Source organism: Pseudomonas sp. NPDC078700, from assembly GCF_044542375.1.
Taxonomy (GTDB): domain Bacteria; phylum Pseudomonadota; class Gammaproteobacteria; order Pseudomonadales; family Pseudomonadaceae; genus Aquipseudomonas.
The window spans coordinates 113,359-138,575 of record NZ_JBITUI010000006.1; the positions used below are offsets into that span (position 1 = coordinate 113,359).

The 25,217-nt window shown below is 55.5% G+C and carries 22 protein-coding genes and 1 riboswitch; of the genes, 2 read left to right on the top strand and 20 right to left on the bottom strand.

The features are described from left to right. Positions 1-170: 170 nt before the first annotated feature. A complete protein-coding gene (locus ACIGCM_RS19385) occupies positions 171-767 on the bottom strand; it encodes an NADPH-dependent FMN reductase (RefSeq protein ID WP_397503684.1) in 597 nt (198 codons plus the stop codon). 250 nt (positions 768-1,017) lie between these two features. Here ACIGCM_RS19385 and ACIGCM_RS19390 point away from each other — a divergent pair, with 250 nt between their 5' ends. Both ACIGCM_RS19390 and mntP read left to right on the top strand, forming a co-directional pair. Further along, entirely contained in the window at positions 1,018-2,343 is a 1,326-nt protein-coding gene (locus ACIGCM_RS19390) for a Na+/H+ antiporter family protein (RefSeq protein WP_397503685.1), read from the top strand. A 112-nt stretch (positions 2,344-2,455) separates the two neighbouring features. Further along, positions 2,456-2,629, top strand: a riboswitch (yybP-ykoY riboswitch). A 4-nt stretch (positions 2,630-2,633) separates the two neighbouring features. Beyond that, positions 2,634-3,197 (top strand): manganese efflux pump MntP, encoded by a 564-nt coding sequence (mntP, locus tag ACIGCM_RS19395; RefSeq protein ID WP_397503686.1) that lies wholly within the window; start codon positions 2,634-2,636, stop codon positions 3,195-3,197. A gap of 57 nt (positions 3,198-3,254) precedes the next feature. Here the strand turns inward: mntP and nuoN are convergent, their stop codons facing one another. The 19 genes from nuoN to purB all read right to left on the bottom strand — a co-directional run bounded on the left by nuoN (position 3,255) and on the right by purB (position 25,178). Beyond that, positions 3,255-4,718, bottom strand: coding sequence for an NADH-quinone oxidoreductase subunit NuoN (gene nuoN, locus ACIGCM_RS19400; protein WP_397503687.1), 1,464 nt, complete (start codon positions 4,716-4,718; stop codon positions 3,255-3,257). Positions 4,719-4,726: 8 nt separating this feature from the next. Next, entirely contained in the window at positions 4,727-6,256 is a 1,530-nt protein-coding gene (gene nuoM, locus ACIGCM_RS19405; RefSeq protein WP_397503688.1) for an NADH-quinone oxidoreductase subunit M, read from the bottom strand. Between the two features lie 15 nt (positions 6,257-6,271). Then, entirely contained in the window at positions 6,272-8,119 is a 1,848-nt protein-coding gene (gene nuoL / locus ACIGCM_RS19410) for an NADH-quinone oxidoreductase subunit L (protein ID WP_397503689.1), read from the bottom strand. Continuing rightward, on the bottom strand, positions 8,116-8,424 hold the full coding sequence (gene nuoK / locus ACIGCM_RS19415; protein WP_087516782.1) for an NADH-quinone oxidoreductase subunit NuoK: 309 nt from the start codon (positions 8,422-8,424) through the stop codon (positions 8,116-8,118). Before nuoK ends, nuoL begins: the two co-directional genes overlap by 4 nt. Next, positions 8,421-8,930, bottom strand: coding sequence for an NADH-quinone oxidoreductase subunit J (nuoJ, locus tag ACIGCM_RS19420; RefSeq protein ID WP_397503690.1), 510 nt, complete (start codon positions 8,928-8,930; stop codon positions 8,421-8,423). The genes nuoK and nuoJ overlap by 4 nt, the downstream gene beginning before the upstream one ends. 8 nt (positions 8,931-8,938) lie before the next feature. Then, a complete protein-coding gene (gene nuoI / locus ACIGCM_RS19425; RefSeq protein ID WP_087516784.1) occupies positions 8,939-9,487 on the bottom strand; it encodes an NADH-quinone oxidoreductase subunit NuoI in 549 nt (182 codons plus the stop codon). Positions 9,488-9,498: 11 nt separating this feature from the next. Beyond that, positions 9,499-10,491 (bottom strand): NADH-quinone oxidoreductase subunit NuoH, encoded by a 993-nt coding sequence (gene nuoH, locus ACIGCM_RS19430; RefSeq protein ID WP_397503691.1) that lies wholly within the window; start codon positions 10,489-10,491, stop codon positions 9,499-9,501. Further along, positions 10,488-13,217: an NADH-quinone oxidoreductase subunit NuoG gene (nuoG, locus tag ACIGCM_RS19435; protein ID WP_397503692.1), complete on the bottom strand. Its 2,730-nt coding sequence runs from the start codon at positions 13,215-13,217 to the stop codon at positions 10,488-10,490. The genes nuoH and nuoG overlap by 4 nt, the downstream gene beginning before the upstream one ends. 96 nt (positions 13,218-13,313) lie before the next feature. Further along, complete coding sequence (nuoF, locus tag ACIGCM_RS19440; protein WP_397503693.1) at positions 13,314-14,687, bottom strand: NADH-quinone oxidoreductase subunit NuoF; 1,374 nt, start codon at positions 14,685-14,687, stop codon at positions 13,314-13,316. Continuing rightward, the gene (nuoE, locus tag ACIGCM_RS19445) at positions 14,684-15,178 is read right to left on the bottom strand and encodes an NADH-quinone oxidoreductase subunit NuoE (protein ID WP_397503694.1); all 495 of its coding nucleotides are present in this window, start codon (positions 15,176-15,178) and stop codon (positions 14,684-14,686) included. The genes nuoF and nuoE overlap by 4 nt, the downstream gene beginning before the upstream one ends. Positions 15,179-15,180: 2 nt before the next feature. After that, complete coding sequence (gene nuoC / locus ACIGCM_RS19450; RefSeq protein WP_397503695.1) at positions 15,181-16,962, bottom strand: NADH-quinone oxidoreductase subunit C/D; 1,782 nt, start codon at positions 16,960-16,962, stop codon at positions 15,181-15,183. Between the two features lie 55 nt (positions 16,963-17,017). Then, entirely contained in the window at positions 17,018-17,695 is a 678-nt protein-coding gene (locus tag ACIGCM_RS19455) for an NADH-quinone oxidoreductase subunit B family protein (RefSeq protein WP_010483912.1), read from the bottom strand. Positions 17,696-17,705: 10 nt separating this feature from the next. Then, positions 17,706-18,119 carry an NADH-quinone oxidoreductase subunit A gene (locus tag ACIGCM_RS19460; RefSeq protein ID WP_397503696.1) on the bottom strand — a complete coding sequence of 138 codons (414 nt, stop codon included), beginning with the start codon at positions 18,117-18,119 and terminating at the stop codon, positions 17,706-17,708. A 302-nt stretch (positions 18,120-18,421) separates the two neighbouring features. Then, positions 18,422-20,017 (bottom strand): isocitrate lyase, encoded by a 1,596-nt coding sequence (locus tag ACIGCM_RS19465; protein ID WP_397503697.1) that lies wholly within the window; start codon positions 20,015-20,017, stop codon positions 18,422-18,424. 615 nt (positions 20,018-20,632) lie between these two features. Then, entirely contained in the window at positions 20,633-21,457 is an 825-nt protein-coding gene (locus ACIGCM_RS19470; RefSeq protein WP_397503698.1) for a secretin N-terminal domain-containing protein, read from the bottom strand. Continuing rightward, on the bottom strand, positions 21,454-22,071 hold the full coding sequence (locus ACIGCM_RS19475; RefSeq protein WP_397503699.1) for a histone acetyltransferase HPA2: 618 nt from the start codon (positions 22,069-22,071) through the stop codon (positions 21,454-21,456). The genes ACIGCM_RS19470 and ACIGCM_RS19475 overlap by 4 nt, the downstream gene beginning before the upstream one ends. 74 nt (positions 22,072-22,145) lie before the next feature. Beyond that, entirely contained in the window at positions 22,146-22,571 is a 426-nt protein-coding gene (locus ACIGCM_RS19480; protein WP_397503700.1) for a GNAT family N-acetyltransferase, read from the bottom strand. Next, the gene (locus ACIGCM_RS19485; protein ID WP_397503701.1) at positions 22,564-23,730 is read right to left on the bottom strand and encodes a JmjC domain-containing protein; all 1,167 of its coding nucleotides are present in this window, start codon (positions 23,728-23,730) and stop codon (positions 22,564-22,566) included. The genes ACIGCM_RS19480 and ACIGCM_RS19485 overlap by 8 nt, the downstream gene beginning before the upstream one ends. 77 nt (positions 23,731-23,807) lie before the next feature. Next, positions 23,808-25,178 carry an adenylosuccinate lyase gene (gene purB, locus ACIGCM_RS19490; RefSeq protein WP_397503702.1) on the bottom strand — a complete coding sequence of 457 codons (1,371 nt, stop codon included), beginning with the start codon at positions 25,176-25,178 and terminating at the stop codon, positions 23,808-23,810. Positions 25,179-25,217 lie beyond the last annotated feature (39 nt).

Below are 25,217 nucleotides of genomic sequence, written 5' to 3' on the forward strand. Positions count from 1 at the left end.
TAGGCTATTTATTTCTTGATAAGAAATTCCGCGCAATGTCGTTTTTTAATATGGGGTATTTACTTCGATGATTGAATACGCTGGCATGCCCGGTTTTGGGGCGCTATTGACGAACGATAGGCAACAAAAAGCCCAGCGTTAACCGGGCTTGATATCACTCAATCGATTGATTACATCCCGTTAGTAAAAGCTGGCTGGCTCATATCAATTGATTCACGTACTGGCTTGAGCGCGTGGGCATATTTGCCTAGAACATCTAAGGCGTAATCAATCCGCGAGCGCAGTCGTTGATCATCCTCAGATTGGGCCTCGGGCATATTCAGCATTTGCTCAACATGGCGCACGATTAAATGCTCAGGCAGGTAGCACAGGCGGCAGTTCTTGTAGCTTGAGGCGCGCAGTTCACTGATCGGCGAGCTGCCGCCAATCCCTGATGAAACCGCGACCAAAAGCCCGGGCTTATGCGCCAGTTCGGTTTTGCTGGCGTAAATAAAGAAGTTCTTGATCGCCGGGCAGGCCATGCCATTCCATTCAGGTGCCACGATGATCACAGCATCCGCATCTTGCAGTTGTTGGCTGTAAAGCCCCCAAGGGCCTGCATCCTCAGCAGGCCAGAGCGGTAGAGGTGCAAGCCCGAGGTCAATTACATGACTTTGCGACTCGCTGGTGAATGCCAGTTGCACCAGGCGTTTTCGCAAAAAACGTGCGACTTTGCCCGATTGGCTATTATTGCGACTAGAACCGGCGACTATTGCGATATTAAGCATGCAGCACTCCCTGTGTAGAAAGGTGCAGGCTAGCGAGATATTAGGCTCAACAGCAAGTATTTGAGCGCCAATCTAACGGGCTGATTGGGCCAGTGAGTCGTTATTCGGCTAAGGGTATGCGCTCAAAAATGCCAGCGGGCGAGAATTTTTGACAGCCCAAGGTACATACGGCAGAGTACCCGGCTTTTTTTGCCCATCGCCTTTTGTGGGCTGTTATTCCAGATTTTAATTAAGCTCTAGGGAGCAATTGATGAACGCAGTCATAGCAGCGGTCGGTATCATGCTGGTCCTCAGTTTGTGCCGGGTGCACGTAGTGGTGGCGTTGATTGTCGGCGCATTGGTCGGTGGCATGATTGGCGGCCTGGGCCTTCAGGGTTCACTTGAGGCCTTCAATAATGGCTTGGGTGGTGGTGCCACCGTTGCCTTGTCCTATGCGCTGCTCGGTGCATTTGCTGTCGCGATTGCCAAATCAGGCATGGCCCATGCACTGGCCGATAAAGCAGTGGCTCTTGTGGGTGATAAAGAGCAGGGCGATGGAGGAACTGGCGCATTGAAGTGGCTGCTGATTGCATTGCTGCTGTGTGTGGCCATCATGTCGCAAAATGTGCTGCCGATTCATATCGCGTTTATCCCGCTTTTAGTACCGCCATTGCTCTACATCTTGAGCAAAATGCAGCTGGATCGCCGGTTGATTGCCTGTGTGCTGACCTTCGGCCTGGTCACGCCTTATATGTTTTTGCCCGTCGGTTTTGGCGGTATCTTTCTCAACGAAATTCTTTTGGCCAACGTGGCTAAAGCCGGCGTCGATATCAGCGGTATTAGTGTGACTCACGCAATGGCGCTGCCTGCATTGGGCATGTTCTGTGGCCTGCTGGTTGCGGTGCTGTTCAGCTACCGCAAAAAACGGGTCTACGACCTGGAGAAAATCGAACAAGTTGAGCGTGTTGAGGTTAAGTACAATCCACGCAGTTTGTTGGTTGCAGGCGTTGCGGTTGCCATAGCCTTTGTCATACAGCTGTGGCTGGACTCGATGATCATTGGCGCCCTGGCAGGGTTTGTGGTGTTTTCCGTGTCGGGTGTGGTGCGCTGGAAAGAAGCCGACGGTTTGTTCACTGAAGGCATGAAAATGATGGCCATGATTGGTTTTATCATGATTGCCGCGGCCGGTTTTGCTGAAGTGATGAAAGCCACCGGTGATGTTAAACACTTGGTTGATGATGCTGCCGCACTGATCGGTAATAACAAAGGTATTGGTGCTGTGCTGATGCTTCTGGTCGGTTTGCTGGTGACGCTGGGTATTGGCTCATCGTTTTCTACGGTGCCTATCATCGCGGCGATCTTTGTGCCGCTGGGCATACAGCTTGGGTTTAGCCCACTGGCGATTGTCAGCATTGTGGGGACTGCTGGTGCACTCGGTGATGCGGGTTCACCTGCATCTGATTCAACCTTGGGTCCAACCTCCGGTTTGAACGTAGACGGCCAGCACAACCACATATGGGACAGTGTGGTGCCGACATTCTTGCACTACAACATTCCGTTGCTGGTCTTTGGCTGGATTGCCGCAATGATCTTGTAACACCTTGAGTTGAGCTTAATTAACGCGGCTGCCAGGTAACTGGCCGCCGCGTTTTTCTTGGCTGATGCGCTGAGTAAGCCTGTGGTCTTTTCGTGTCCAAGAGGCTATAGTATCGGCCCTTGTTGGGGAGTAGCCTGCTCTTGACCTTGGTCACAGAGCGTTCGTGTCAACATTCTCGGCCTCATGCCGTGGCACGAACACCTTCTGGTTGGCGAGACCAACGATGCATCCATGCCTAAAGTCGGGCGTGTGGTTGCGTCGTTGACTCATAGCCCGACTGGACAGTAACCGTGAATCCCATTTCCTTATTCTTTCTTGCCATGGCCATGTCAACGGACGCTTTTGCTGCGGCCATTGGTAAGGGCGCAAGTCTGCATAACCCTCGCTTTAGCGAAGCCCTGCGCACGGGCCTTATCTTTGGTGTCATTGAAGCCATTACGCCCTTGATAGGCTGGAGCATTGGTCAGGCGGCCAGCCAATACGTTGAGCGCTGGGATCACTGGATTGCCTTCACCTTGTTGATCGTGCTGGGTATTCACATGATCTACAACGGCCTCAAGCACGAAGAGGACGAGGTCGAAAAACCCAATCAACATTCATTTTTGATCTTGGCGATTACCGCCTTCGCAACCAGCATTGACGCCTTGGCTGTGGGCGTGGGCCTGGCTTTTATAGATGTAAACATCTGGGTTGCTGCAGCGTCCATTGGCCTTGCTACAACAGTGATGGTCACCATTGGCGTGATGCTGGGGCGTGTGCTCGGCAATGTCGTTGGCAAGCGTGCCGAGATCATCGGCGGTGTGGTATTGATGCTGGTCGGCGCGGCGATCCTTTATGAGCATCTGACAGTGTAAAAGTGCACCCATAAAAATGGAGGCCACTGGCCTCCATTTTTATACCGCAAAGCTGATTTAGCCTATGCCGAACTGGGCTAAGAGCGCGAGTAGCGGTTGCGGATAAACGCCGAGGAAGAATGCCAGGAAGGCCACGACCATCAACATCATCCCGCCAGCCCGTTGACCCCAATCAAAGGGTGCGTCATGGCGGTGTAGATTAGGCTCAACCAAGAACAAGGTCACCATCACCCGTAGGTAGTAGAACACGCCAATCGCGCTCCCCAGCACCAGTGCCCCGAGCAGCCACCATTGCTGAGATTCAACGCCGACGCCGATGATATAGAACTTACCGATAAAGCCTGCAGTAAGTGGAATACCGGCCAGTGACAGCATCATCACCGTCAAAACTGCCGTCAGGTACGGACGTCGCCAGAACAGCCCGCGGTATTCATACAATGCATCGGCATCACGGCCCTTGTATGGCGTAGACATCAAGGTAATCACGCCAAACGCGCCGAGGGTGGTCAGCACATACATCGCCAAGTAGACGGCTACGGCTTCTATCGCCAAGCCGTTGCTGGCAATCAGCGCGATCAGCAGATAGCCGAAGTGGGCAATAGAGGAATAACCGAGCAAGCGTTTGATGTTGTTTTGCAGTAGCGCCAGTAAATTGCCGAACAGGATCGAGGCGATGGCAATAACGCTCAGCAATTCCGTCAGCCAGCCGCCGCTCGCAGCCGGTGAGACTTCGTAGAGGCGCAGAAGCACAGCAAACACCGCTACCTTGCTTGCGGTCGCCAGGAACGCAGCAACAGGAGCAGGGGCACCTTCATAGACATCCGCCGTCCACAAGTGGAACGGCACCAACGACAACTTGAAGGCCAGGCCGACCAACATCATGCCGAAGCCAATCTCCACCAGCAGGCTCGGTGCGCCAGTAGTCGCCAGTGCGTGACCGATACCGGCAAAGCTCATGCTGCCAGACTCTGCATAGAGCAATGCCATACCGAACAACAGGAACGCCGACCCTGCCGCAGAGAGCACCATGTATTTGATGCCCGCTTCCAGAGAGCGTTTGTTGAAGAAGGCGTAAGCGATCATCCCGTAGCTGGGCACGGACAACAGCTCAAGGCCGATGAACAGGCCCGCCAGATGCTGCGCACTGACCAATACCAGGCCACCTGCTGCGCTGAGCAGGATCAGCAGATACAACTCTTCACGGTTGCCAGGGTAGCCCTTACCAGATTCACCGCCGAGATAGGCATGAATCAAGGTCACACAGGCAAGTGTCGATGCCAGTACCAGCACCATGTAGAAACAGGCGAACTTATCCACCATCAACAGGGGCGTAACCTGCAGAGGTGCCACGCTGATGGCGGCAATTACTGAAAGCAGCGCCAGATTTAGACCAATGACCGAAATGCCGAAGGTCATGGCGTGATTGCGCTTCCACGCGATGCCCAGCATGACCGCGACAATCGTCAGGCTGGTGATCAGCAGCGGTAGCAGGGCGAGTAAATGTTGAGTCGTAAGATCCATAAAACTACTTACCGAGCCTGATCAAGTTGATTAAACGCGCTGCTCATCCACTGCACCACACCATGGGTGCTGGCGGCAGAAGTGTCGAGCACCGGCTGCGGGTAAACGCCGAGCAGTACCAGCAGGGCTGCAAGGCCCAGTACCATGGTCAGCTCCCGCGCTTTCAAGCCGAGTATTGGCTCGTCGGATTTGCTTGGGCCAAAGTAGGCGCGGTGAATCATGATCAGCGAGTAAACCGAGCCAAATACCAAGCCGGTCGCCGCAACAGAAGTGATCCAAGGTGCGCCCGGGAAGCTGCCGATCAGAATCAGGAATTCGCCCACAAAGTTACCTGTGCCTGGCATGCCCAGTGCGGCGGCTGCAAAGAACAGGCTGATCGCCGGGAGCCAAGGCATGCGCCCCCAAATGCCGCCCATTTGGCGCATGTCGCGAGTGCCTAACCGCTCGTACAACTGGCCGCAGAGGATAAACAGCGCCGCCGCTGAAAGGCCGTGGGCCATCATCTGGATCACAGCGCCTTGCATGGCGATCTCGCTGCCGGAGTAGATCGCAATCAACACGAAGCCCATGTGCGAAACGCTGGAGTAGGCGATCAAACGCTTGATGTCGGTTTGCGCAAATGACAACAGTGCGCCGTAGATAATTGCGAATGCACCCAGGTACATGGCGATAGGCGCGAACTCCGCCGAAGCGTTTGGAAACAGCGGCAAGGCAAAGCGAATCAAGCCGTAGGCCGCTGTTTTCAACAGAATACCGGCCAGGTCGACCGAGCCCGCCGTTGGCGCTTGTGCGTGGGCATCAGGCAACCAAGAGTGGAACGGCACCACCGGGAACTTCACTGCAAATGCCACAAAGAAGCCCAGCATCAACAGGTATTCGGTATGCGCTGAGAACTCGGTGTGCAGCAGGTCAGCGTAATTGAAGGTCCACTGGCCAGTTTGCTGGAAGTGAATGAACACCAGGCTGAGAATCGCAATCAGCATGATCAAGCCGCTGGCCTGGGTGTAGATGAAGAACTTGGTCGCCGCGTTGATCCGTGTTTTACCTTCGCTGCCACTGTGTCCCCACAGGGCAATCAGGAAATACATCGGCACCAGCATCATTTCCCAGAAGAAGAAAAACAGGAACAGGTCAACGGCAAGGAAGACACCGACCACGCCGCCGAGAATCCACATCAGGTTGAGGTGAAAGAAGCCGACACGGTTCTGGATTTCATTCCACGAGCAGAGAACCGAGAGCACGCCGAGCAGGCCGGTGAGGACGACCATCAGCACCGACAGACCATCCATTGCTAAGTGGATAGTGATGCCCATGCGTGGGATCCACTGCATCTTGAACTCGTGCGCCCACACCGGGTCGCCGCCAGGTGCGGGGGCGAGGCTGAAGTCGCCGGTGATCCACAGCCAGAGTGCTAAAACAAACAGCGAGGCCATGGTAAACAGGGCGATCCAGCGCGGTAGCGTGTTGCTGAACCGCTCGCACTGCCAGCACAAAAGGCCGCCAATAAAGGGGATAAGGATTAGCCAGGGCAGAATCATGACTGTCGGTTTTCCTTAATTCAGAAGCAGCAGGGCGAGCACAAGCACGGCGCCCCCGGCAATGGACATGGCATACCAACGCAGGCTACCGGTAACCGAGCGACTAAGCGCCAGGTGAGCCATGCGTGTGGAGCGCGGAATAATGCTGATGCTGCGATCAAACGGATCGCGTGCCAGCAGGCGCGTAATCAGCAGGTAGGGTTTGACGAACAGCCAGTCATACAGCCAATCAAAGCCCCAGGCAGCAAACCACCAGGCCGACAGGAAGCGCCCAGGCGCACTGTTGGCAATGGCCTTGGCAACCCGGCGTTGACCCAGGAACAGCATGGCGGCAAGCAATATCCCCGCGATGGCAATCAGGCCTGAAGCCAGTTCCAGTCGATGCTGAGCATCACCACCGGCGTGGCCAACACTTTCTGGCAATACACCGGCCAATGGCGGCGTGATCAGTGCGCCGATAAAGGTAGAGAGCACGATCAGTACCGACAATGGCAGCCAGTGGGCAACACCGTGACCGGCATGGGCTTGGGTCTTAACTTCACCGTGGAAGGTGATAAAGATCAGGCGGAAGGTGTAGATCGAGGTCAAAAATGCGCCCAGCAAACCCGCATAAAGCAGGTAGCTATGACCGCTGGCGAAGGCTTCCCAAAGGATTTCATCTTTGGAGTAGAAGCCTGCAGTGATCAGCGGCAATGCCGCGAGTGCTGAGCCACCGACGATAAAGCTGGCGTAAGCCAGTGGCAGCTTCTTCCATAGGCCACCCATCTTGAAGATGTTCTGTTCATGGTGGCAGGCATTGATCACTGCGCCAGACGCCAGGAACAGCAAGGCTTTAAAGAAGGCATGGGTCATCAAGTGGAAAATCGCCGCATCCCATGCACCCACGCCCAAGGCGAGGAACATATAGCCAATTTGGCTCATGGTCGAATAGGCGAGAATCCGTTTGATATCGGTTTGCACCAATGCAGCAAAGCCTGCGAGAACCAGGGTCACACCGCCGACAATCCCCACCAGCTCAAGAATTTCCGGCGTCAGGGTAAACAAACCGTGGGTTCTGGCGATCAGGTAGACACCTGCGGTGACCATGGTCGCCGCGTGAATCAGTGCCGAGACCGGCGTAGGACCGGCCATTGCATCGGCCAGCCAGGTTTGCAGCGGCAGTTGCGCTGACTTACCCACGGCGCCGCCGAGCAGCATCAAGGTGGCAATCCACAACCAGCTATCACCGGCTGCATACTTCTGCGGTGCGAGCACCATTAGTTCCTGAATATTCAAGGTGCCCAGATGCTGGAACAGAATAAACAGGCCGATCGCCATAAACACATCACCAATACGGGTGACGATAAAGGCTTTGAGTGCGGCATTGCCGTTAGCACGGTGCTTGAAGTAGAAACCGATCAGCAAATACGAGCACAGGCCTACACCTTCCCAACCGAAGTAGAGGAACATCAGGTTATCGCCCAGCACCAGAAACAGCATGCTGGTGATGAACAAGTTGGTGTAGGAGAAAAAGCGTGAGTAGCCTTCCTCACCGCGCATGTACCAACTGGCAAACAGGTGAATCAGAAAACCTACGCCAGTGACCACCCCGAGCATGGTCACAGACAAGCCGTCCAGATACAGGGTGAAGCTTGGAGTAAAGCTTTCAACGCTCATCCACTGCCACAGCACCTGGGTGTAGACGCCGTCAGCCGGTGGGTTGAGGTTGAACTGGAGGATGATCCAAGCCGCCGTCAACGCGCTAAGGCCAACCGAACCAACGCCAATCAGTGCTGCGAGGTTTTCCGAAATACGTCCGCGTGAGAACGACAGCGCAAGCCAGCCGAGCAGCGGAAACAGGCAAGTTAAAAATAATAGATTCATCCGCGCATCTCACTGGCTGCGTCGATATCAAGCGTGTTAAAGCGGCGATAAAGTTGCAGCAAGATAGCCAGGCCAATGCTGGCCTCGGCTGCGGCAAGGGTAATCACCAGAATAAACATCACCTGACCATCAGCTTGAACCCAACGGCTACCTGCAACCACGAAGGCGAGGGCAGTGGCGTTCATCATGACTTCAAGGCTCATCAGCACGAACAGGATGTTGCGCCGAACCATCAGACCAATCAGCCCGAGGCTGAATAGCAGGCCAGCCAGTGCCAGGCCATGCTCCATTGGAATTGCACTCATGGCGTCAGATCCTTAGCTTCATGGCGGCCCAGGTGATAAGCCGCTACCAATGCACCCAGCAGCAGCATGGAAGCCAGTTCAACTACCAGCAAATAGGGGCCGAACAGGGTGATGCCAACCGCTTTGGCGTCGATTACCTGGGTGCCGATAACGGCACCACTTGGCGTGCTGAACAAGGCGTATAGCACCTGAGCCAGGAGCAGCGCAGACAAGATTGAAGGGCCAACCCAAATACCTGGACTCAGCCATTTGCGCTCTTGCTCAACAGCGGCAGGGCCTAGGTTGAGCATCATCACCACGAAAACGAACAGCACCATGATGGCACCGGCGTAGACGATGATTTCAAGGGCACCGGCAAAGGGTGCGCCGAGGGCAAAAAAGGTCATTGAGACCGCCAGTAACGAGACGATCAGGTACAACAGGGCATGCACCGGATTGGTACTGGTGATAACCCTGAACGTGGCTGCTACGGCAATGCCTGCAGCGAAATAGAAGGCGAATTCCATATGCGTCCTTAAGGGAGCAAGCTTTTCACGTTGATCGGCTCGGCTTCATTCTGCGCGGCGCCTTTAGGCTTACCGGCGATGGCCATACCGGCAACGCGATAGAAGTTATAGTCAGGGTTTTTACCAGGGCCGGAAATCAACAGGTCTTCTTTCTCGTAGACCAGATCCTGACGCTTGAACTCACCCATCTCGAAATCCGGGGTTAACTGAATGGCGGTGGTTGGGCAGGCTTCTTCGCATAAACCGCAAAAGATGCAGCGCGAGAAGTTGATCCGGAAAAAGTCCGGGTACCAACGGCCATCCTCAGTTTCGGCTTTCTGCAGCGAGATGCAGCCAACAGGGCAGGCCACTGCACAGAGGTTGCAGGCCACGCAGCGTTCTTCGCCGTCCGGGTCGCGGGTCAGCACAATACGGCCGCGGTAACGTGGCGGCAGGTAAACAGCTTCTTCCGGGTATTGCAGGGTGTCGCGCTTGCGGAAGCCATGGCTGAAGACCATCACCATGCTTCGCAGCTGGGTGTAGGTGCCGTAAACGACGTCCTTAATATAGGTGAACATGTAAAAACTCCTTACTGGGCCGAGGCCAGCACTAATGCGCCGGTCACCAGCAGGTTGATCAGGGTCAGCGGCAAGCAGAACTTCCAGCTGAAAGCCATGACTTGGTCATATCGCGGGCGCGGAATGGAGGCGCGCAGCAAGATGAAAATCATGATGAAGAAGCAGGTCTTGAGGGCAAACCAGATAAACGGAATTTGTGGCAACAGATCGAATGGACCGTGCCAGCCGCCGAAGAACAGGGTTACCAGCAGCGCCGAGACGGTGACGATAGCGATGTACTCACCGACGAAGAACATGCCCCATTTCATGCCTGCGTATTCAATGTGGTAACCGTCTGCAAGTTCCTGCTCTGCTTCTGGCTGGTCGAATGGGTGACGGTGAGTCACCGCGATCGCAGCAATAAAGAAGGTACAAAAACCGAAGAACTGCGGAATGATGAACCACAGGTGCTGGGCTTGATACTCAACGATGTCACGCATGTTGAACGAGCCAACCTGAGCGACAACCCCCATCAACGCCAAGGCTAAAAACACCTCGTATGAAACCGTTTGCGCCGAAGCCCGCAGCGCACCGAGCAAGGCAAACTTGTTGTTACTCGACCAGCCGGCAAAGAGCACGGCGTAGACCGATAACCCGGCCATGGCGAAGAAAAACAAGATGCCAATGTTGAGGTCGGCAACGCCCCAGTTCGGGCTGATCGGGATGATTGCAAAGGCCAGCAGCATCGCGGCAAAGGCAATCATTGGGGCAAGGGTGAAAATAAATTTATCGGCGAAGGGCGGCGTCCAGTCTTCTTTGAAGAACATTTTCAGCATGTCCGCGACGATCTGGAACATGCCGAATGGTCCCACCCGGTTCGGGCCGTAACGGTCCTGCCACCAACCAAGCAGACGTCGTTCGACAAAGCTCAGTAGCGCACCGGCAATAACCACCGCAAGCAAGATCACGACGGCTTTGAGCACCGAAATCAGCACATCCATCAGTTCAGGCGTGAGCCAACTCATTGCGCGGCCTCCTGCAGGTTGCTGATGCTTGCCCCGGCGATATTGGCCGGAATGCCACTCAAACCGACAGGCAGGCCAGCAATCCCAATCGCAAGCTCTTCAGTGACGCGCACAGGTAAGCACAGGGATTGGCCATTGAGACTAAAGCTGACCAGGGTGCCGTCGTTGATGGCTAACTGATCAGCATGCTCTTTAGCCAAGGCAATGTAGGCCGCCGGTATGCGTTGCTGAATCGGCTCTGCCTTTGCCGAGGTTTCGTCGCTGCCAAACAGGTGATGCAGCGGAACCGCTTGCAAGGTGCCTTGAGCGGGGTTGAATGCTGCACTTGGCGCATTCCATGGCAGAACCAGGCCCTTGGACTCGATCAAGCGTACACCCGGATCGCCTGCGCGTAGGTGGCCGCCAACTTCGTCCTGAAACTTGTTCCAGGCCTGTGGCGAGTTCCAGCCCGGCGACCAAGCAAACGGAACCTGCTGACGGTCTTCTTTGCTGCCCGAATAGCCTTCCATCGAATACGCAAAGGCGGTGTCTTTATCCTGCGGCTGGCGGGGCTCATGCACGCTGATGTTGGCGCGCATGGCGGTGCGGCCGCTATAGCGCAGCGGTTCACGGGCCAGCTTTAGACCTTTGATGCGGAACGAGGCATTAGGCGCAGCATCAATAATTGCACCCAATAATGGGCTGCTTGCGGCGCATGCTGCTGTCACTTGGTCGAGCTGAGTCCAGTCAACGGGCTTGCCTTGACGCGTAGCAAGCAGGGCGTGCAACCAACGCCAGCCCTCACGAACCAGAATCTTGTCGTCGTAATAGCTGGGCTCAAATACCTGGAAGAAACGCTGAGCACGGCCTTCACTGCTGACCAATGTACCGTCTGCTTCGGCAAAACTGGCGGCAGAGAGCACCAAGTGAGCCTTGGCCACGGTGGGCGTGTGCTGGTGATCGGCAACAATAATGGTTTTAGCCGCAGCCAGCGCAGCTTCAACAGTCGCGGCGTCAGCGCGGCGGTAGAGGTCATTCTCCAGCACCACAACGGCATCAGCTTGGCCAGATGTCAGGGCGCTCAATGCGCTATCGACTGATTTATCGGCGAAGTTGTCAGCCATCAACAGTGCCATGCCCAGGCTGTTGGCTTCAGCTACAACCAGGCTGATTGACGCGTTTTTCTCGCGGTTTTTCAGGGCGCTGGCAATGTTCGCTGCGGCTTCAAGCAAGGCTTTATTGCCCAGAGAAGTGCCTGCAACCAACAGCGGCCGCTTGGCCTTGAGCAGGGCGTCAGCAATCTGCTGCACCAAGGTCGCAGCGTCTGTTTCAAGGCCCGTTACTGCAGGTGCGCTTGGGTCGATGGCATGGGCAACGGCAAAACCGATACGCGCCAAGTCATCGGGCGCTGCATGCACGCATTGTTCAGCGATATCGTCGAGACGAGTCGCGGTGACGCTGGCAATGAAGAGTGGGTTGATGGCGTCTTGAGCGACGTTTTGCACCGCTGCCATGTGCCAGTCCTGAATCTTCATCGAGGCGGCAATTTCAGTGGCTTTACCTTTAACCGACTGACGCAGGGCAAGGGCCAGACGTGCAGCGGTTTGGGTAAGGTCTTCACCCAACACGAACACTGCATCGTGGCTTTCAACATCGCGCATGTTGGCCACTGGGAGTGGGCCGTTTTGCATGATGTCGAGCACCATGGCAATGTTTGCCTGCTCGTCAGCGGCAATGCCGGAATAGAAGTTTTCCGTGCCGACCAGTTCGCGCAGCGCGTAGTTGCTCTCCAGGCTGGCGCGTGGCGAGCCAATGCCAATTACCCGCTTGCCCTTGAGTAATGCATCGGCTTGATCAAGGGCTGAATCGATGCCCATCTTCATCTTGCTCAGCATCATCATTGGCTGGCGTGGGCGGTCTTTACGGTTGACATAGCCATAGCCGAAGCGGCCACGGTCGCAGAGGAAATACTGGTTCACTGAGCCGTTAAAGCGGTTCTCGATGCGACGGATCTCACCATAACGCTCACCTGGGCTGGTGTTGCAGCCACTGGCGCAGCCATGACAAATGCTTGGCGAGAACTGCATGTCCCACTTGCGGCTGTAGCGCTCGGAGTGGGTTTTATCGGTGAATACACCGGTCGGGCAGACTTCGGTCAGGTTGCCAGAGAACTCACTCTCAAGTGTGCCGTCTTCAACGCGACCGAAGTAGACGTTGTCATGGGCACCGTAGACGCCCAGATCGGTACCGCCAGCGTAGTCTTTGTAGTAGCGCACACAGCGATAGCAGGCGATGCAGCGGTTCATCTCGTGAGCGATGAAAGGGCCGAGTTCCTGATTCTGGTGAGTGCGTTTAGTAAAGCGGTAGCGCCGGGCGTTGTGACCGGTCATTACGGTCATGTCTTGCAGGTGGCAATGACCGCCTTCTTCGCATACCGGGCAGTCATGCGGGTGGTTGGTCATCAACCACTCAACAACGCTGGCGCGAAATTGCTTGGCTTCTTCATCGTCGATGGAAATCCAACTATTGTCGGTCGCCGGCGTCATGCAGGACATAACTAAGCGGCCGCGCTTGTCGTTTTCATCGCTGTATTGCTTAACCGCACACTGGCGGCAGGCACCGACGCTACCGAGCGCTGGATGCCAGCAAAAATAGGGAATGTCGAGTCCCAGGGACAGACAAGCCTGTAGCAGGTTGTCCGCACCATCGACTTCAAAATCGTTGCCGTCTACGTGGATAGTGGCCATGGTTGAGGTTTCTTCTTCCCCGCCTGAGCGGGTTTGGCTAATGGAAAAACGGTTTGCTCCGGGCCAGTTTGACCTGGCCACCAGAGCCTAAAATCGTTACGCGGGAGCGAATTGCCCCGTCGCGGGAGGAACTGGCTGGCTTGAAACACCGGCCTCGAACTCGTCCCGAAAATACTTGATTGCGCTGCCTAACGGCTCAACAGCGCCCGGTGCATGCGCACAAAAGGTCTTGCCGGGGCCAAGGAAATTGACCAGCCCGAGCAAGGTTTCGATGTCTTCACGGGTGCCTTGGCCGCGCTCCAATGCGCGCAGAATTTTCACGCTCCAGGGCAAGCCATCGCGGCATGGCGTACACCAGCCACAGGATTCGCGGGAGAAGAATTCTTCCATGTTGCGCAACAAGGAGACCATGTTGACGCTGTGATCAACCGCCAGCGCCAAACCTGTACCCATGCGGGTGCCAACTTTGGCGATCCCGGCTGCATACATGGGCGCGTCGAGATGCTCGGGCAACAAGAAACCAGTACCGGCACCGCCTGGCTGCCAGGCTTTTAAAGTGAAGCCATCACGCATGCCGCCAGCGTAGTCTTCAAACAGCTCGCGGGCGGGTACGCCGAACGGCAGCTCCCACAGCCCCGGGTTCTTGACCTTGCCGGAGAAGCCCATGAGCTTGGTGCCCATGTCTTCAGAGCCTGGGCGCGCCAGGGTTTTGTACCAATCAACGCCGTGGTCGATAATTGACGGCACGTTGCACAGGGTTTCTACGTTATTGACGCAAGTCGGCTTGCCCCAAACCCCGACAGCGGCCGGGAAGGGTGGCTTGGCCCGTGGATTGGCGCGGCGGCCTTCCAGCGAGTTGATCAGTGCGGTCTCTTCACCGCAGATGTAGCGACCCGCCCCAGTGTGCACGATTAGCTCGAAATCAAAACCACTGCCGAGGATGTTTTTACCCAGCAGGCCAGCGGCTTTGGCTTCTTCAATCGCCCGATTGAGGTTGGTCGCCGCGTCGACGTATTCACCGCGCAGAAAGATGTATCCGCGGTAGGCTTTTAGCGCGCGGGCACTGATCAGCATGCCCTCAACCAGCAAGTGAGGCAGTTGCTCCATCAACATCCGGTCTTTCCAGGTGTTGGGTTCCATCTCATCGGCGTTGCACAGCAGGTAGCGAATGTTCAGCGATTCATCCGCTGGCATCAGCCCCCACTTCACCCCAGTAGGGAAGCCTGCACCGCCACGGCCTTTAAGGCCTGCATCTTTGACGGTCTGGACGATATCGGCCTGGGCCATTTCATTCAGGGCTTTACGTGCAGCGCTATAGCCGTTTTTGCCTTGATACTCTTCAAGCCAGACTGGCTGGCCGTCATCGCGCAGACGCCAGGTCAGCGGATGGGTTTCTTCGCTGCGCTTGATCAGGTTGGCAGGGCCAATCGATGTCAGCACATCAGTGCTGCGGCTTAGTACGTGGCTCATGAGTAGGCCTCCAGCATTTGGGCAACGCTGTCGGGCTGAACATTGCCGAAGGTATCGTCATCAACCATCACCGCTGGCGCTTTGTCACAGTTGCCCAAGCAGCACACTGGAAGCAGGGTAAAGCGGCCGTCAGCCGTGGTCTGGCCCGGTTCTATCCCGAGCTGATCTTTGATACTGCCTAATACATTTTCATGACCGCCGACAAAGCAGGTCATGCTGTCGCACACGCGAATAATGTGGCGACCCACTGGCTGACGAAAGATTTGGCTATAGAAGGTTGCAACACCTTCCACGTCGCTGGCGGGAATTCCCAGCACTTGGCCAATTGCTTCGCTGGCGCCATCAGGCACCCAGCCGCGGTGTTTCTGCACGATTTTCAGCGCTTCAATAGAGGCTGCGCGAGAATCTTCGTAGTGATGCATTTCATGTTCGATAGCTGAGCGTTCGATGTCACTAAGGGCAAAACGGTCAGTCTGAATGAGCGTATTCATAATCAGCGGTCCACGTCAGCCATAACGAAATCGATACTGCCCAAATAGGCAATCAAGTCTGCAACCATGCTGCCGCGAATCACCGGAGGGATCTGCTGCAGGTGCGGGAAGCTTGGCGTACGGATACGGGTGCGATAACTCATGGTGCCGCCATCACTGGTCAGGTAATAGCTGTTGATGCCCTTGGTCGCCTCAATCATCTGGAACGACTCATTGGCCGGCATAACCGGGCCCCACGACACTTGCAGGAAGTGGGTGATCAGGGTTTCGATATCGCGCAGCGTGCGTTCTTTCGGCGGCGGCGTGGTCAGCGGGTGATCCGCCTTGTACGGGCCTTCCGGCATATTGCGCAGGCACTGATCGATAATGCGTATGCTCTGGCGCATTTCTTCTACCCGGACCATGCAGCGGTCGTAGGCATCGCCGTTATGGGCCAGCGGCACTTCAAACTCGAAGTGCTCATAACCTGAGTAGGGACGCGCTTTGCGCAGATCGAAATCCAGGCCGGTTGAGCGCAAGCCAGCACCGGTGACGCCCCATTCCAAGGCCTCTTTGGTGTTGTACTGGGCTACGCCAATGGTCCGGCCGCGCAGAATGCTGTTCTTCAGTGCGGCTTTTTCGTATTCGTCGAGGCGTTTGGGCAGCCAGTCAACGAACTCTTTAACCAGTTTGTCCCAGCCACGCGGCAAGTCATGGGCGACGCCGCCGATGCGGTACCAGGCCGGGTGCAGACGGAAACCGGTGATGGCTTCAATCACTTTATAGGCGCGCTGACGGTCGGTGAAGGTAAAGAACACCGGAGTCATTGCGCCCACGTCCTGGATATAAGTACCCAAAAACAGCAGGTGGCTGGTGATGCGGAAGAACTCAGCCATCATCACACGAATGAAGTCGACCCGATCTGGAACCTTGATCCCCGCCAGCTTTTCTACCGAGAGCACGTAGGGCAGGTTGTTCATCACCCCGCCGAGGTAATCAATCCGGTCGGTGTACGGAATGAAACTGTGCCAGCTTTGGCGCTCAGCCATCTTCTCGGCACCACGGTGGTGGTAGCCAATTTCAGGCACGCAATCGACAATTTCTTCGCCATCGAGCTGCAAGATGATACGAAATGCACCGTGAGCAGAAGGGTGGTTAGGTCCCAGGTTGAGGAACATAAAGTCTTCGTGCTCACCGCCACGCTTCATGCCCCAATCTTCTGGGCGGAAGCGTGCAGCTTCTTCTTCATGTTGCTGTTTAGCCAGCGTCAGGCTAAACGGATCGAATTCAGTGGCCCGCGCCGGATAATCCTTGCGCAGCGGATGACCTTCCCATGTTGGCGGCATCATGATCCGCGTCAAGTGTGGGTGGCCAGTGAAGTGGATACCATAGAGGTCCCAAACTTCTCGCTCATACCAGTTGGCGTTAGGCCAAATGCTGGTGATGCTAGGCAGGTTGAGGTCGCCTTCAGACAGGGCCACCTTGATCATCACATCGTTGTTCCGCTCGATCGACATCAAGTGGTAGAACACTGTGAAGTCGGCCTCAGGCAGGCCGCGGCGCTGGGTACGCAGACGTTCATCTATGCCATGCAGGTCATAGAGCATCACATAGGGGCGCGGCAGGTTACGCAGGAACGTAAGGATATTGGTCAGCTGTTCACGGGCAACCCAAAGCACCGGCATACCGGTACGCGTGGTTTGCACAGTAAAGGCTTCAGCGCCAAATTTTGCGCTTAGTTCGCCAATGACACTGTGGTCATCTGGCGTATACGGCGCGATGGACAGAAAGCTATTAGCAGTCATGGTCTCAGTCACTAATCAGGGTACGGCAGTCAGCAGGCTTCTTAGTGAGCCTGGCTTATACGTCGTCGGGGCTGCGCAGATTGGTCACGGCAATTCGCTCAGCACGGCGCTGTTCTTTTTGCGAAGGCATATCAGCGCGATACACGCCCTGATCACCGACGACCCAAGATAACGGGCGACGCTCTTGGCCAATCGACTCCTGGAGGAGCATCAGGCCTTGAAGGAATGCCTCTGGACGAGGTGGGCAGCCAGGGATATACACATCGACAGGCAGGAATTTGTCGACGCCCTGAACGACCGAGTAGATATCGTACATGCCGCCCGAATTAGCGCATGACCCCATGGAGATAACCCACTTAGGCTCAAGCATTTGCTCATACAGGCGCTGGATGACCGGTGCCATCTTGATAAAGCATGTACCGGCGATGACCATGAAGTCAGCTTGGCGAGGTGACGCACGAATAACTTCCGCGCCAAAACGCGCTACGTCGTGGGGCGCAGTGAAGGCGGTGGTCATTTCTACGTAGCAGCACGATAACCCGAAGTTATACGGCCAAAGGGAGTTCTTACGCCCCCAGTTGACAGCGCCACTGAGGACGTCTTCGAGTTTGCCCATGTAGATGTTTTTGTGGACCTGATCGTCCAGCAGTGGATCGGCTACGGTCTCCCGTTCGCCGACCGGATATTGCTCGTTAGGAGCATCCGGATCGATCCGTGTAAGGTTGTATTGCATCGCCAAAGCCTCATTGTTTTAGCTTCGCCTGTCGATCGCGACGGCTCTGCGGTGCCCAATCGAGCGCACCGATTCGCCATAGGTAGACAAGACCTGCCAACAGAATTGCTATAAAGACTGTCGCTTCGATGAGTCCCGCCCAGCCGCTTTCGCGGACGGAGACTGACCAAGCAAAAAGATAGAGGGCTTCAACGTCGAAGATCACGAAGAGCATCGCGACCAAATAAAACTTTGCCGATAGGCGCAGGCGAGCATTGCCGGTTGGCAGCATGCCTGATTCGAAAGGTTCGTTCTTGCTGCGTCCCCAGGCTTTGCTGCCGAGCAAGCTGGAGAGGCCGAGCATAAAGGCGATAAGAGCAAAGGCACCGAGGATGAAAACCGCAAACGCCCAGTTTTGGGAAAAATTAACGACTGGGTCTGACATGCTACTCGTACCTCGCAAACGAAGACTTTGGTTACACTTTTCTTCGGAATGAATGTTGCCACATCGGCCAATTCAATACTAGGCGACTATGACTATTTGCGCGAAATTGTATCCAAAATGCACGGCTTAGTTTTGTTTATACGCGCCATATTAAGTCGAACTCGGCACAGATTCAAATAACCTGACCAATCGATCAGCTTTTTTCGGGTTTTATAACGCCACAAATATGAAAAAGCCCGGCATCGCTGCCGGGCTTTTGGGCTCCCTATGCACTAGGTGCAGGGGAGGTGAACCGAATCGACTTAGCCGAACTGGTTCATGGTGTTGTCTTTACCGCCAGCTTTCAGAGCTGCTTCACCTGCGAAGTACTCTTTATGGTTGTCACCGATATCGGAGCCAGCCATGTTCTGGTGTTTGACGCAGGCGATGCCTTGGCGCAGTTCTTCACGCTGAACACCTTTGACGTAAGCCAGCATGCCTTGGTCTGCGAAGTAACCTTTTGCCAGGTTGTCGGTAGACAGTGCAGCAGTGTGGTACGTCGGCAGTGTGATCAGGTGGTGGAAGATACCTGCCTGAGCAGAGCCGTCGCGCTGGAAGGTACGGATCTTCTCGTCGGCAACCTGAGCCAGCTCAGTGTTGTCGTAGTCGATGCTCATCAGTTTGGCGCGGTCGTATGCAGATACGTCTTTGCCTTGCTCAACGAATGCATCGAACACTTGCTGACGGAAGTTCAGGGTCCAGTTGAACGATGGGCTGTTGTTGTAGACCAGCTTGGCGTTCGGGATCACGTCGCGGATGCGGTTAACCATGGCTGCGATCTGGCCAACGTGTGGCTTCTCGGTTTCGATCCACAGCATGTCAGCGCCGTTCTGCAAGGATGTGATGCAATCCAGTACGCAGCGGTCTTCGCCAGTGCCTTTACGGAACTGGAAGAGGTTGCTTGGCAGACGCTTAGGACGCAGCAGCTTGCCGCCGCGGTTGATCACAACGTCACCGTTGCCCAGCTCAGCTGCCGACACTTCTTCACAATCAAGGAAGGAGTTGTACTGGTCGCCCAGGTCGCCCGGGGTTTTAGTCACGGCGATTTGCTTGGTCAGGCCAGCGCCCAAGGAGTCGGTGCGGGCAACGATTACGCCATCGTCAACACCCAATTCAAGGAACGCGTAGCGAACAGCGTTGATCTTGGCCAGGAAGTCTTCGTGGGGAACGGTTACTTTGCCGTCTTGGTGACCGCACTGCTTCTCATCAGACACCTGGTTTTCGATCTGGATGCAGCAAGCGCCTGCTTCAATCATGCGCTTGGCCAGCAGGTAGGTCGCTTCAGGGTTACCAAAACCAGCGTCGATGTCAGCAATGATTGGCACTACGTGGGTTTCGTAGTTGTCGATCTTGTCCTGAATCTCAGCAGCCTTGGCCTTGTCGCCAGCTTCGCGGGCATTGTCCAGATCAACAAACAGCAGATCCAGTTCGCGGGCGTCAGCTTGGCGCAAGAAGGTGTACAGCTCTTCGATCAGGCCAGAAACTGCAGTTTTTTCGTGCATCGACTGGTCAGGCAGTGGGCCGAAGTCGGAACGCAGTGCAGCAACCATCCAACCCGACAGGTAGAGGTAGCGTTTGTTGGTGGTTTTCAGGTGCTTTTTGATCGAAATCAGCTTCTGCTGACCGATAAAGCCGTGCCAGCAACCCAGCGATTGGGTGTAGACCGAGCTGTCAGCATCGTACTCAGCCATGTCTTTACGCATGATGGCGGCAGTGTACTTGGCGATATCAAGACCGGTTTTGAAGCGGTTCTGAGCGCGCATACGAGCGACGGACTCAGGGTTGATAGCGCTCCAGCTGTTGCCGGCGGCTTCTTTAAGGGCCGCAACGGCTTTGATGTCGTTTTGATAAGCTGACATGGTCAATCCTTCAAAGTATGTGTTTGGTTGAGCACCGCTTCCCACTCAGCAACTGTAGTAAACAGCTACGGGTTGTGGGGCTCACAACAGATAAAGAGAAAGTGACTAATACGGAGTTGGATCAGGCGGGGATGTCGACCAGTGGTATGACAGCAGTATCTGCTCATGAGCGGGTCATTTTTCGCCGTTTGACTCGTGGATGTCTTGGGCGATGCAGTGTCTGTTACAGTCATGCTGGTTGATGCTTTAGCTTCCCCGTCCCTCAGGACAACTTCGTTCCAGTCGCAATCTCGTCGATCTGCCTTGTGGGCGTTTACAACACGGGCGATTCGGACGGTAAGTCTGAAGTCAACCCGGAGGCTCTTTCCAGAGCCCCTGATTAGCGGGAGCGAGGCCATAATGCATCGCTGCCAAGCGTTCGTCAAACGTTTTGTAGTGCTTTTTTATCACTACTACATAATTATTTTGATGACCGGCAAGTCAGTACTGGCCTGGTATTTATTGACCTTTCGGTCACTGATTTGCCGGCGCTGGTTTTGCCGTGAGGCATCGTCCTATACGCGTCTGGATAAGTGCCATGGCCAGGCTTGTGCCGGGCTGGAGCAGATCCGGCTGTTAATCGATTACATCGACCTTAACGCGCAGGGTCATATCTTCTCGGCCCTGGGTCGAACGCCGCTGCAAGAAGTTGCTGTCCTGGCTTTGGTTCTGTTCATTGACCCCACCGACCGTGATCCATTGGCCAATAGGCCCGCTGACACGGGTGTCGGTGCTCTGCACCTCAATCACGTCAGGGCGGTTTTGGCTGACCCGGTCACGGTTGCTGCTCAGGGAAATATGCGCTTGGTCGCCGGTAACGCTGGCAGTCACGTAAAAGCCCCGGGTGACATCACGGTATTCTGTGTTGCTGTAAACCTGGCCGTAAGCGCCAGTGCCGGTTGAGGTCAGTGGCACGCTTTGACCGACTTGAATCAATGCAGGGTAGCCCTCATTGGTTTGCACTTGCTGGACGCCACCGCCGCGACTGTTGGTGCTGCGGTTGATGATTCGCACTTGGTCGCGGCCATTGATTTCACCGCGACCAACTTGTACTTCGCCATTGCCTGCGCTGAGGGTGCCATTGATGTTGTAGCCCTGATCGGTCTGGATGTTTGAGTCGCTGGTGTCGACGCTGATCAACAGGCGCCGAGGCTTGGTGTCGAGTTGTTCAAGCAGGCTGCGAACTTCTGAGATTTTTTCACTGGAGGCGTTAACGATCAGCTTATTGCCGTAGGGGGTAACTTTGCCTTCGTTGCCAAGGGTTGACTGAACGACCGGTAGTATTTCATCGGCAGTACGGAAGTTCAGGTCAATCACCTCTGTGTCTGCAAGGGCGGGCTGGCTAATACAGAGCGAGGCAGCCAGCAACGCAGCGGACAACAGCAAGGGACGTGCAGTCATAGCAAAAAGCTCCGAAGATCAGGGTCGGTAATGCTAGTTTCCCAGGCTTGATTGAATTGCGCCTGACGCAGACGCACCCGGCCAGCATCTTGATAGCTGGCATACCCGGCAAACTGACCGGCTTCTGGACGCAGAAGTATGCCGCGGTCATCGGCGAGCAGGTAGGCCGTATCTTCGATTGGGTAATCGGGGTTTAGTTTTCGAATCAGCAAGTTGCTGGATAAACGTCGAGAAAGACTGATGAGCCGACTGCCGTCTTTGATGGCATGGCCGAGGTCCTTGACCAGAATCCGCAAACGGTTTTTGGGGTTGGCCAGCAAAAAAACGCTACAGGCTTGCTGAACGCTGTTGTGATGATAGAGCCAAGGCTCGAGGTCCTGGCTGTAGATGCACAAGCTGCGTCGGGCTTGCTGCATCAGGGCCAACGCGTGGGCGCGGGCTTGGTCGGGTTTGCTGAAGCGTTCAAGCGAGAGGTGCTGGCCCAGTATGAAAGGCGCAGGTTCATGGGGCTCGCCGAGCACCGCTACGGGTTCAGGGTTGTGTACCGAAAATGACCCTGGAGATTCAAATTCAATAGCGGGCAACTCAACAGCTTGCTCTTCGTCGTCGACCATCATGACCTCAAAAAACTGCGTTGACGGCGACTGCCAATCGGCAGCCGCATCAAGAGCAGGTTTTGCCGGGCCGTCTAGTCGCTGTCGTGCACCATGTCTACGTGTGGAATACCGGCTTCGAGGTATTCTTCACTGATAATAGTAAAGCCTAGCCTTTCATAAAATGCGCTGGCATGCACCTGGGCGCTGAGCATTTGTCGGCGCAGTCCACGTTTTTCGGCCTCGGCAACTGCTGCTTCCATCAGTGCGACGCCTACATTGAGTCCGCGCCAGTCCTTGAGCACTGAAACACGACCAATATGACCGTCATCCAGCAGGCGCGCAGTCCCGACTGGGTAGCCATCCTCGCAGGCTAGGAAGTGTGCGGCTTCGGCGTCTTCAGAGTCCCACTCAAGCTCGGGTGCGACAGATTGCTCGGCAACAAACACGGCTTCACGGATACGCCGAATATCGGCGTTGTCTTTGTGCCAGTCTGCAAGCCGAACACTGATCTTATTCATCTGCAAACTCCAAGCTTCCTTGCTTGATCAGTTCAAGAACCAGCAGGCGACCTTCGTCGTCTGCCAGCCATTGCCCAAGGTTGTCGATATGCAGTGCGTCGGCTGAGCAAATCAGCTTGAGCATCTCGCGCAGGCTGGCAGGCAGCATGCGGCTGTGACCGCTGGCAAACAGCACCAGGCCATCGCCCACTTCGGACCAGGCCATGCGTGCGCTTGGGTTGCGTACAACTATGGCGCCGGCTTCGATCTGGTCGAGGAATTGTTCTTCGTCAATGTCGATGCCATTGACCAATTCCGGATAGCGCGGCTCGGTCATAAACTGGCCGAACCAGGTCATCAGCAAGCGTTCATCACCCATGTGTTGGTTGAGCAGCGCTTTCAGGCGGTCCAGGGAGTCATGCTGAATTTGATGTGGGTCGCTGGCTGGTTGCGCGTCAGCATCGCTGTAGCGCTCTTCGTCCGGCAGGAACTGGCTCAAAAAGTCAGTAAAGTGGGTGAGTACTTCAGCGGCGCTGGGCGCGCGGAAGCCTACGGAATACGTCATACAATCATCCTCAGCGGTACCACAGTGGGCCAGAAGTGGCGGCAGGTAAAGCATGTCGCCAGGCTCGAGAACCCATTCTTCAGTCGGTGTAAATTCAGCAAGGATCTTTAGATCCGAGTGTTCGAGTAGCGGGCTGTTGGAATCGCACATCTGGCCAACTTGCCAGCGACGCTTGCCATAACCCTGGAGCAAAAAAACGTCATAATTGTCGAAGTGCGGGCCAACGCCGCCGCCTGGTGCGGCAAAGCTGACCATGACATCGTCAATGCGCCATTTCGGTAGGAATTTGAAGGCTTCCATCAATTCAGCGACATCCGGGACGAACTGATCAACCGCTTGGACGAGCAGCGTCCAGTCTTTTTCCGGCAATTGGCTGAAGGCATCTTCGGCAAATGGGCCGCGGCGCAACTCCCATGGGCGCTCGCCATGTTCGATGACCAGGCGCGACTCGACTTCTTCTTCGAGGGCCAGGCCCGCTAGCTCGTCCGGTGAGATTGGGCTTTCAAAGTCAGCAAATGCTTGGCGCACCAGCAAGGGTTTCTTCTGCCAGTAATCGCGTAGAAACTCACGAGGCGTCAGGCCGCCCAACAGCTGCAGTGGATTATCAGGATTCATCGCTAAGCCTTTGAAATTAATGTATAGCCTTAAATAAAAACGCCCGGCACTGCCGGGCGTTTAAACGGCTGAATTGCTTAGATGCGCTTAGCCTGCGCGACCGCATTGCCAATGTAGTTGGCCGGGGTGAGCTGCTTGAGCTCTGCCTTGGCTTCAGTTGGCATGTCGAGGCCGTCAATAAAGTCCATCAACGCTGCAGGGGTGATGCCCTTGCCGCGTGTCAGCTCTTTGAGTTTCTCGTACGGGTTCTCGATGGCATAGCGACGCATAACGGTTTGAATCGGCTCAGCCAGGACTTCCCAGCAAGCATCCAGATCTGCAGCAATTCGTTGAGCATTGAGCTCTAACTTGCTGATTCCTTTGAGGCTAGCTTCGTATGCAATCACGCTGTGGGCAAAGCCAACACCCAGGTTGCGCAGCACGGTGGAGTCGGTCAGGTCACGCTGCCAGCGCGAGACAGGCAGCTTGCTCGCCAAGTGCTGAAGCAGGGCGTTGGCAATGCCAAGGTTGCCTTCGGAGTTTTCGAAATCGATCGGGTTGACCTTGTGCGGCATGGTCGAGGAGCCAATTTCGCCAGCGATGGTCTTCTGTTTGAAGTAGCCGAGCGAGATATAGCCCCAGATGTCACGGTCGAAGTCGATCAGAATGGTGTTGAAGCGCGCAGTGGCATCAAACAACTCTGCGATGTAATCGTGTGGTTCGATCTGTGTGGTGTAGGGGTTCCACTGCAGGCCCAGATCACCTTCGATAAACTCGCGGGCGTTGGCTTCCCAATCGATATCCGCGTAGGCCGAAAGGTGGGCGTTGTAGTTGCCTACTGCGCCGTTGATTTTGCCCAGTAGCGGTACTGCGGCAATCTGGGTGATCTGGCGCTCAAGGCGATACACCACGTTGGCCAGTTCTTTGCCAAGGGTGGTCGGCGACGCGGGCTGGCCATGGGTGCGGGACAGCATCGGCACATCGGCAAAGCTGACGGCCAGCTCGCGGATCGCCCCGGCTACTTGGCGCATCAGGGGCAGCAGTACAGTGTCGCGACCTTCGCGCAGCATCAATGCGTGCGAAAGGTTGTTGATGTCTTCAGAGGTGCAGGCAAAGTGAATGAACTCACTGACCTTATCCAGCTCAGGCAGCTTCGCAGCTTGCTCTTTGAGCAGATATTCGACGGCTTTAACGTCGTGGTTGGTGGTGCGTTCGATCTCTTTGACCCGTTGTGCGTGTTCTTCAGCAAAGTTCTCAGCCAACGCATTAAGCACGGCTTGAGCTTCATCTGAAAACGGCGCAACTTCAGGCACGCCTGGGTGCGCGGCGAGGCGCTGGAGCCAGCGCACTTCAACCATGACGCGGAAGCGGATCAGGCCATATTCACTGAAAATAGGGCGCAGAGCGCTGGTTTTGCCGGCATAGCGGCCATCAACGGGGGAAACCGCGGTGAGCGAGGAAAGCTGCATAAGAAGGCGTTCTCGGACAGTCGGGCATTGAAAAGGGCG

Bases quoted from the DNA above. Each gene is read 5' to 3' on its own strand.
- ACIGCM_RS19385 (WP_397503684.1), bottom strand. From the start codon at position 767: ATGCTTAATATCGCAATAGTCGCCGGTTCTAGTCGCAATAATAGCCAA.
- ACIGCM_RS19390 (WP_397503685.1), top strand. From the start codon at position 1,018: ATGAACGCAGTCATAGCAGCGGTCGGTATCATGCTGGTCCTCAGTTTG.
- nuoN (WP_397503687.1), bottom strand. From the start codon at position 4,718: ATGGATCTTACGACTCAACATTTACTCGCCCTGCTACCGCTGCTGATC.
- nuoM (WP_397503688.1), bottom strand. From the start codon at position 6,256: ATGATTCTGCCCTGGCTAATCCTTATCCCCTTTATTGGCGGCCTTTTG.
- nuoL (WP_397503689.1), bottom strand. From the start codon at position 8,119: ATGAATCTATTATTTTTAACTTGCCTGTTTCCGCTGCTCGGCTGGCTT.
- nuoK (WP_087516782.1), bottom strand. From the start codon at position 8,424: ATGAGTGCAATTCCAATGGAGCATGGCCTGGCACTGGCTGGCCTGCTA.
- nuoJ (WP_397503690.1), bottom strand. From the start codon at position 8,930: ATGGAATTCGCCTTCTATTTCGCTGCAGGCATTGCCGTAGCAGCCACG.
- nuoI (WP_087516784.1), bottom strand. From the start codon at position 9,487: ATGTTCACCTATATTAAGGACGTCGTTTACGGCACCTACACCCAGCTG.
- nuoH (WP_397503691.1), bottom strand. From the start codon at position 10,491: ATGAGTTGGCTCACGCCTGAACTGATGGATGTGCTGATTTCGGTGCTC.
- nuoG (WP_397503692.1), bottom strand. From the start codon at position 13,217: ATGGCCACTATCCACGTAGACGGCAACGATTTTGAAGTCGATGGTGCG.
- nuoF (WP_397503693.1), bottom strand. From the start codon at position 14,687: ATGAGCCACGTACTAAGCCGCAGCACTGATGTGCTGACATCGATTGGC.
- nuoE (WP_397503694.1), bottom strand. From the start codon at position 15,178: ATGAATACGCTCATTCAGACTGACCGTTTTGCCCTTAGTGACATCGAA.
- nuoC (WP_397503695.1), bottom strand. From the start codon at position 16,962: ATGACTGCTAATAGCTTTCTGTCCATCGCGCCGTATACGCCAGATGAC.
- ACIGCM_RS19455 (WP_010483912.1), bottom strand. From the start codon at position 17,695: ATGCAATACAACCTTACACGGATCGATCCGGATGCTCCTAACGAGCAA.
- ACIGCM_RS19460 (WP_397503696.1), bottom strand. From the start codon at position 18,119: ATGTCAGACCCAGTCGTTAATTTTTCCCAAAACTGGGCGTTTGCGGTT.
- ACIGCM_RS19465 (WP_397503697.1), bottom strand. From the start codon at position 20,017: ATGTCAGCTTATCAAAACGACATCAAAGCCGTTGCGGCCCTTAAAGAA.
- ACIGCM_RS19470 (WP_397503698.1), bottom strand. From the start codon at position 21,457: ATGACTGCACGTCCCTTGCTGTTGTCCGCTGCGTTGCTGGCTGCCTCG.
- ACIGCM_RS19475 (WP_397503699.1), bottom strand. From the start codon at position 22,071: ATGGTCGACGACGAAGAGCAAGCTGTTGAGTTGCCCGCTATTGAATTT.
- ACIGCM_RS19480 (WP_397503700.1), bottom strand. From the start codon at position 22,571: ATGAATAAGATCAGTGTTCGGCTTGCAGACTGGCACAAAGACAACGCC.
- ACIGCM_RS19485 (WP_397503701.1), bottom strand. From the start codon at position 23,730: ATGAATCCTGATAATCCACTGCAGCTGTTGGGCGGCCTGACGCCTCGT.
- purB (WP_397503702.1), bottom strand. From the start codon at position 25,178: ATGCAGCTTTCCTCGCTCACCGCGGTTTCCCCCGTTGATGGCCGCTAT.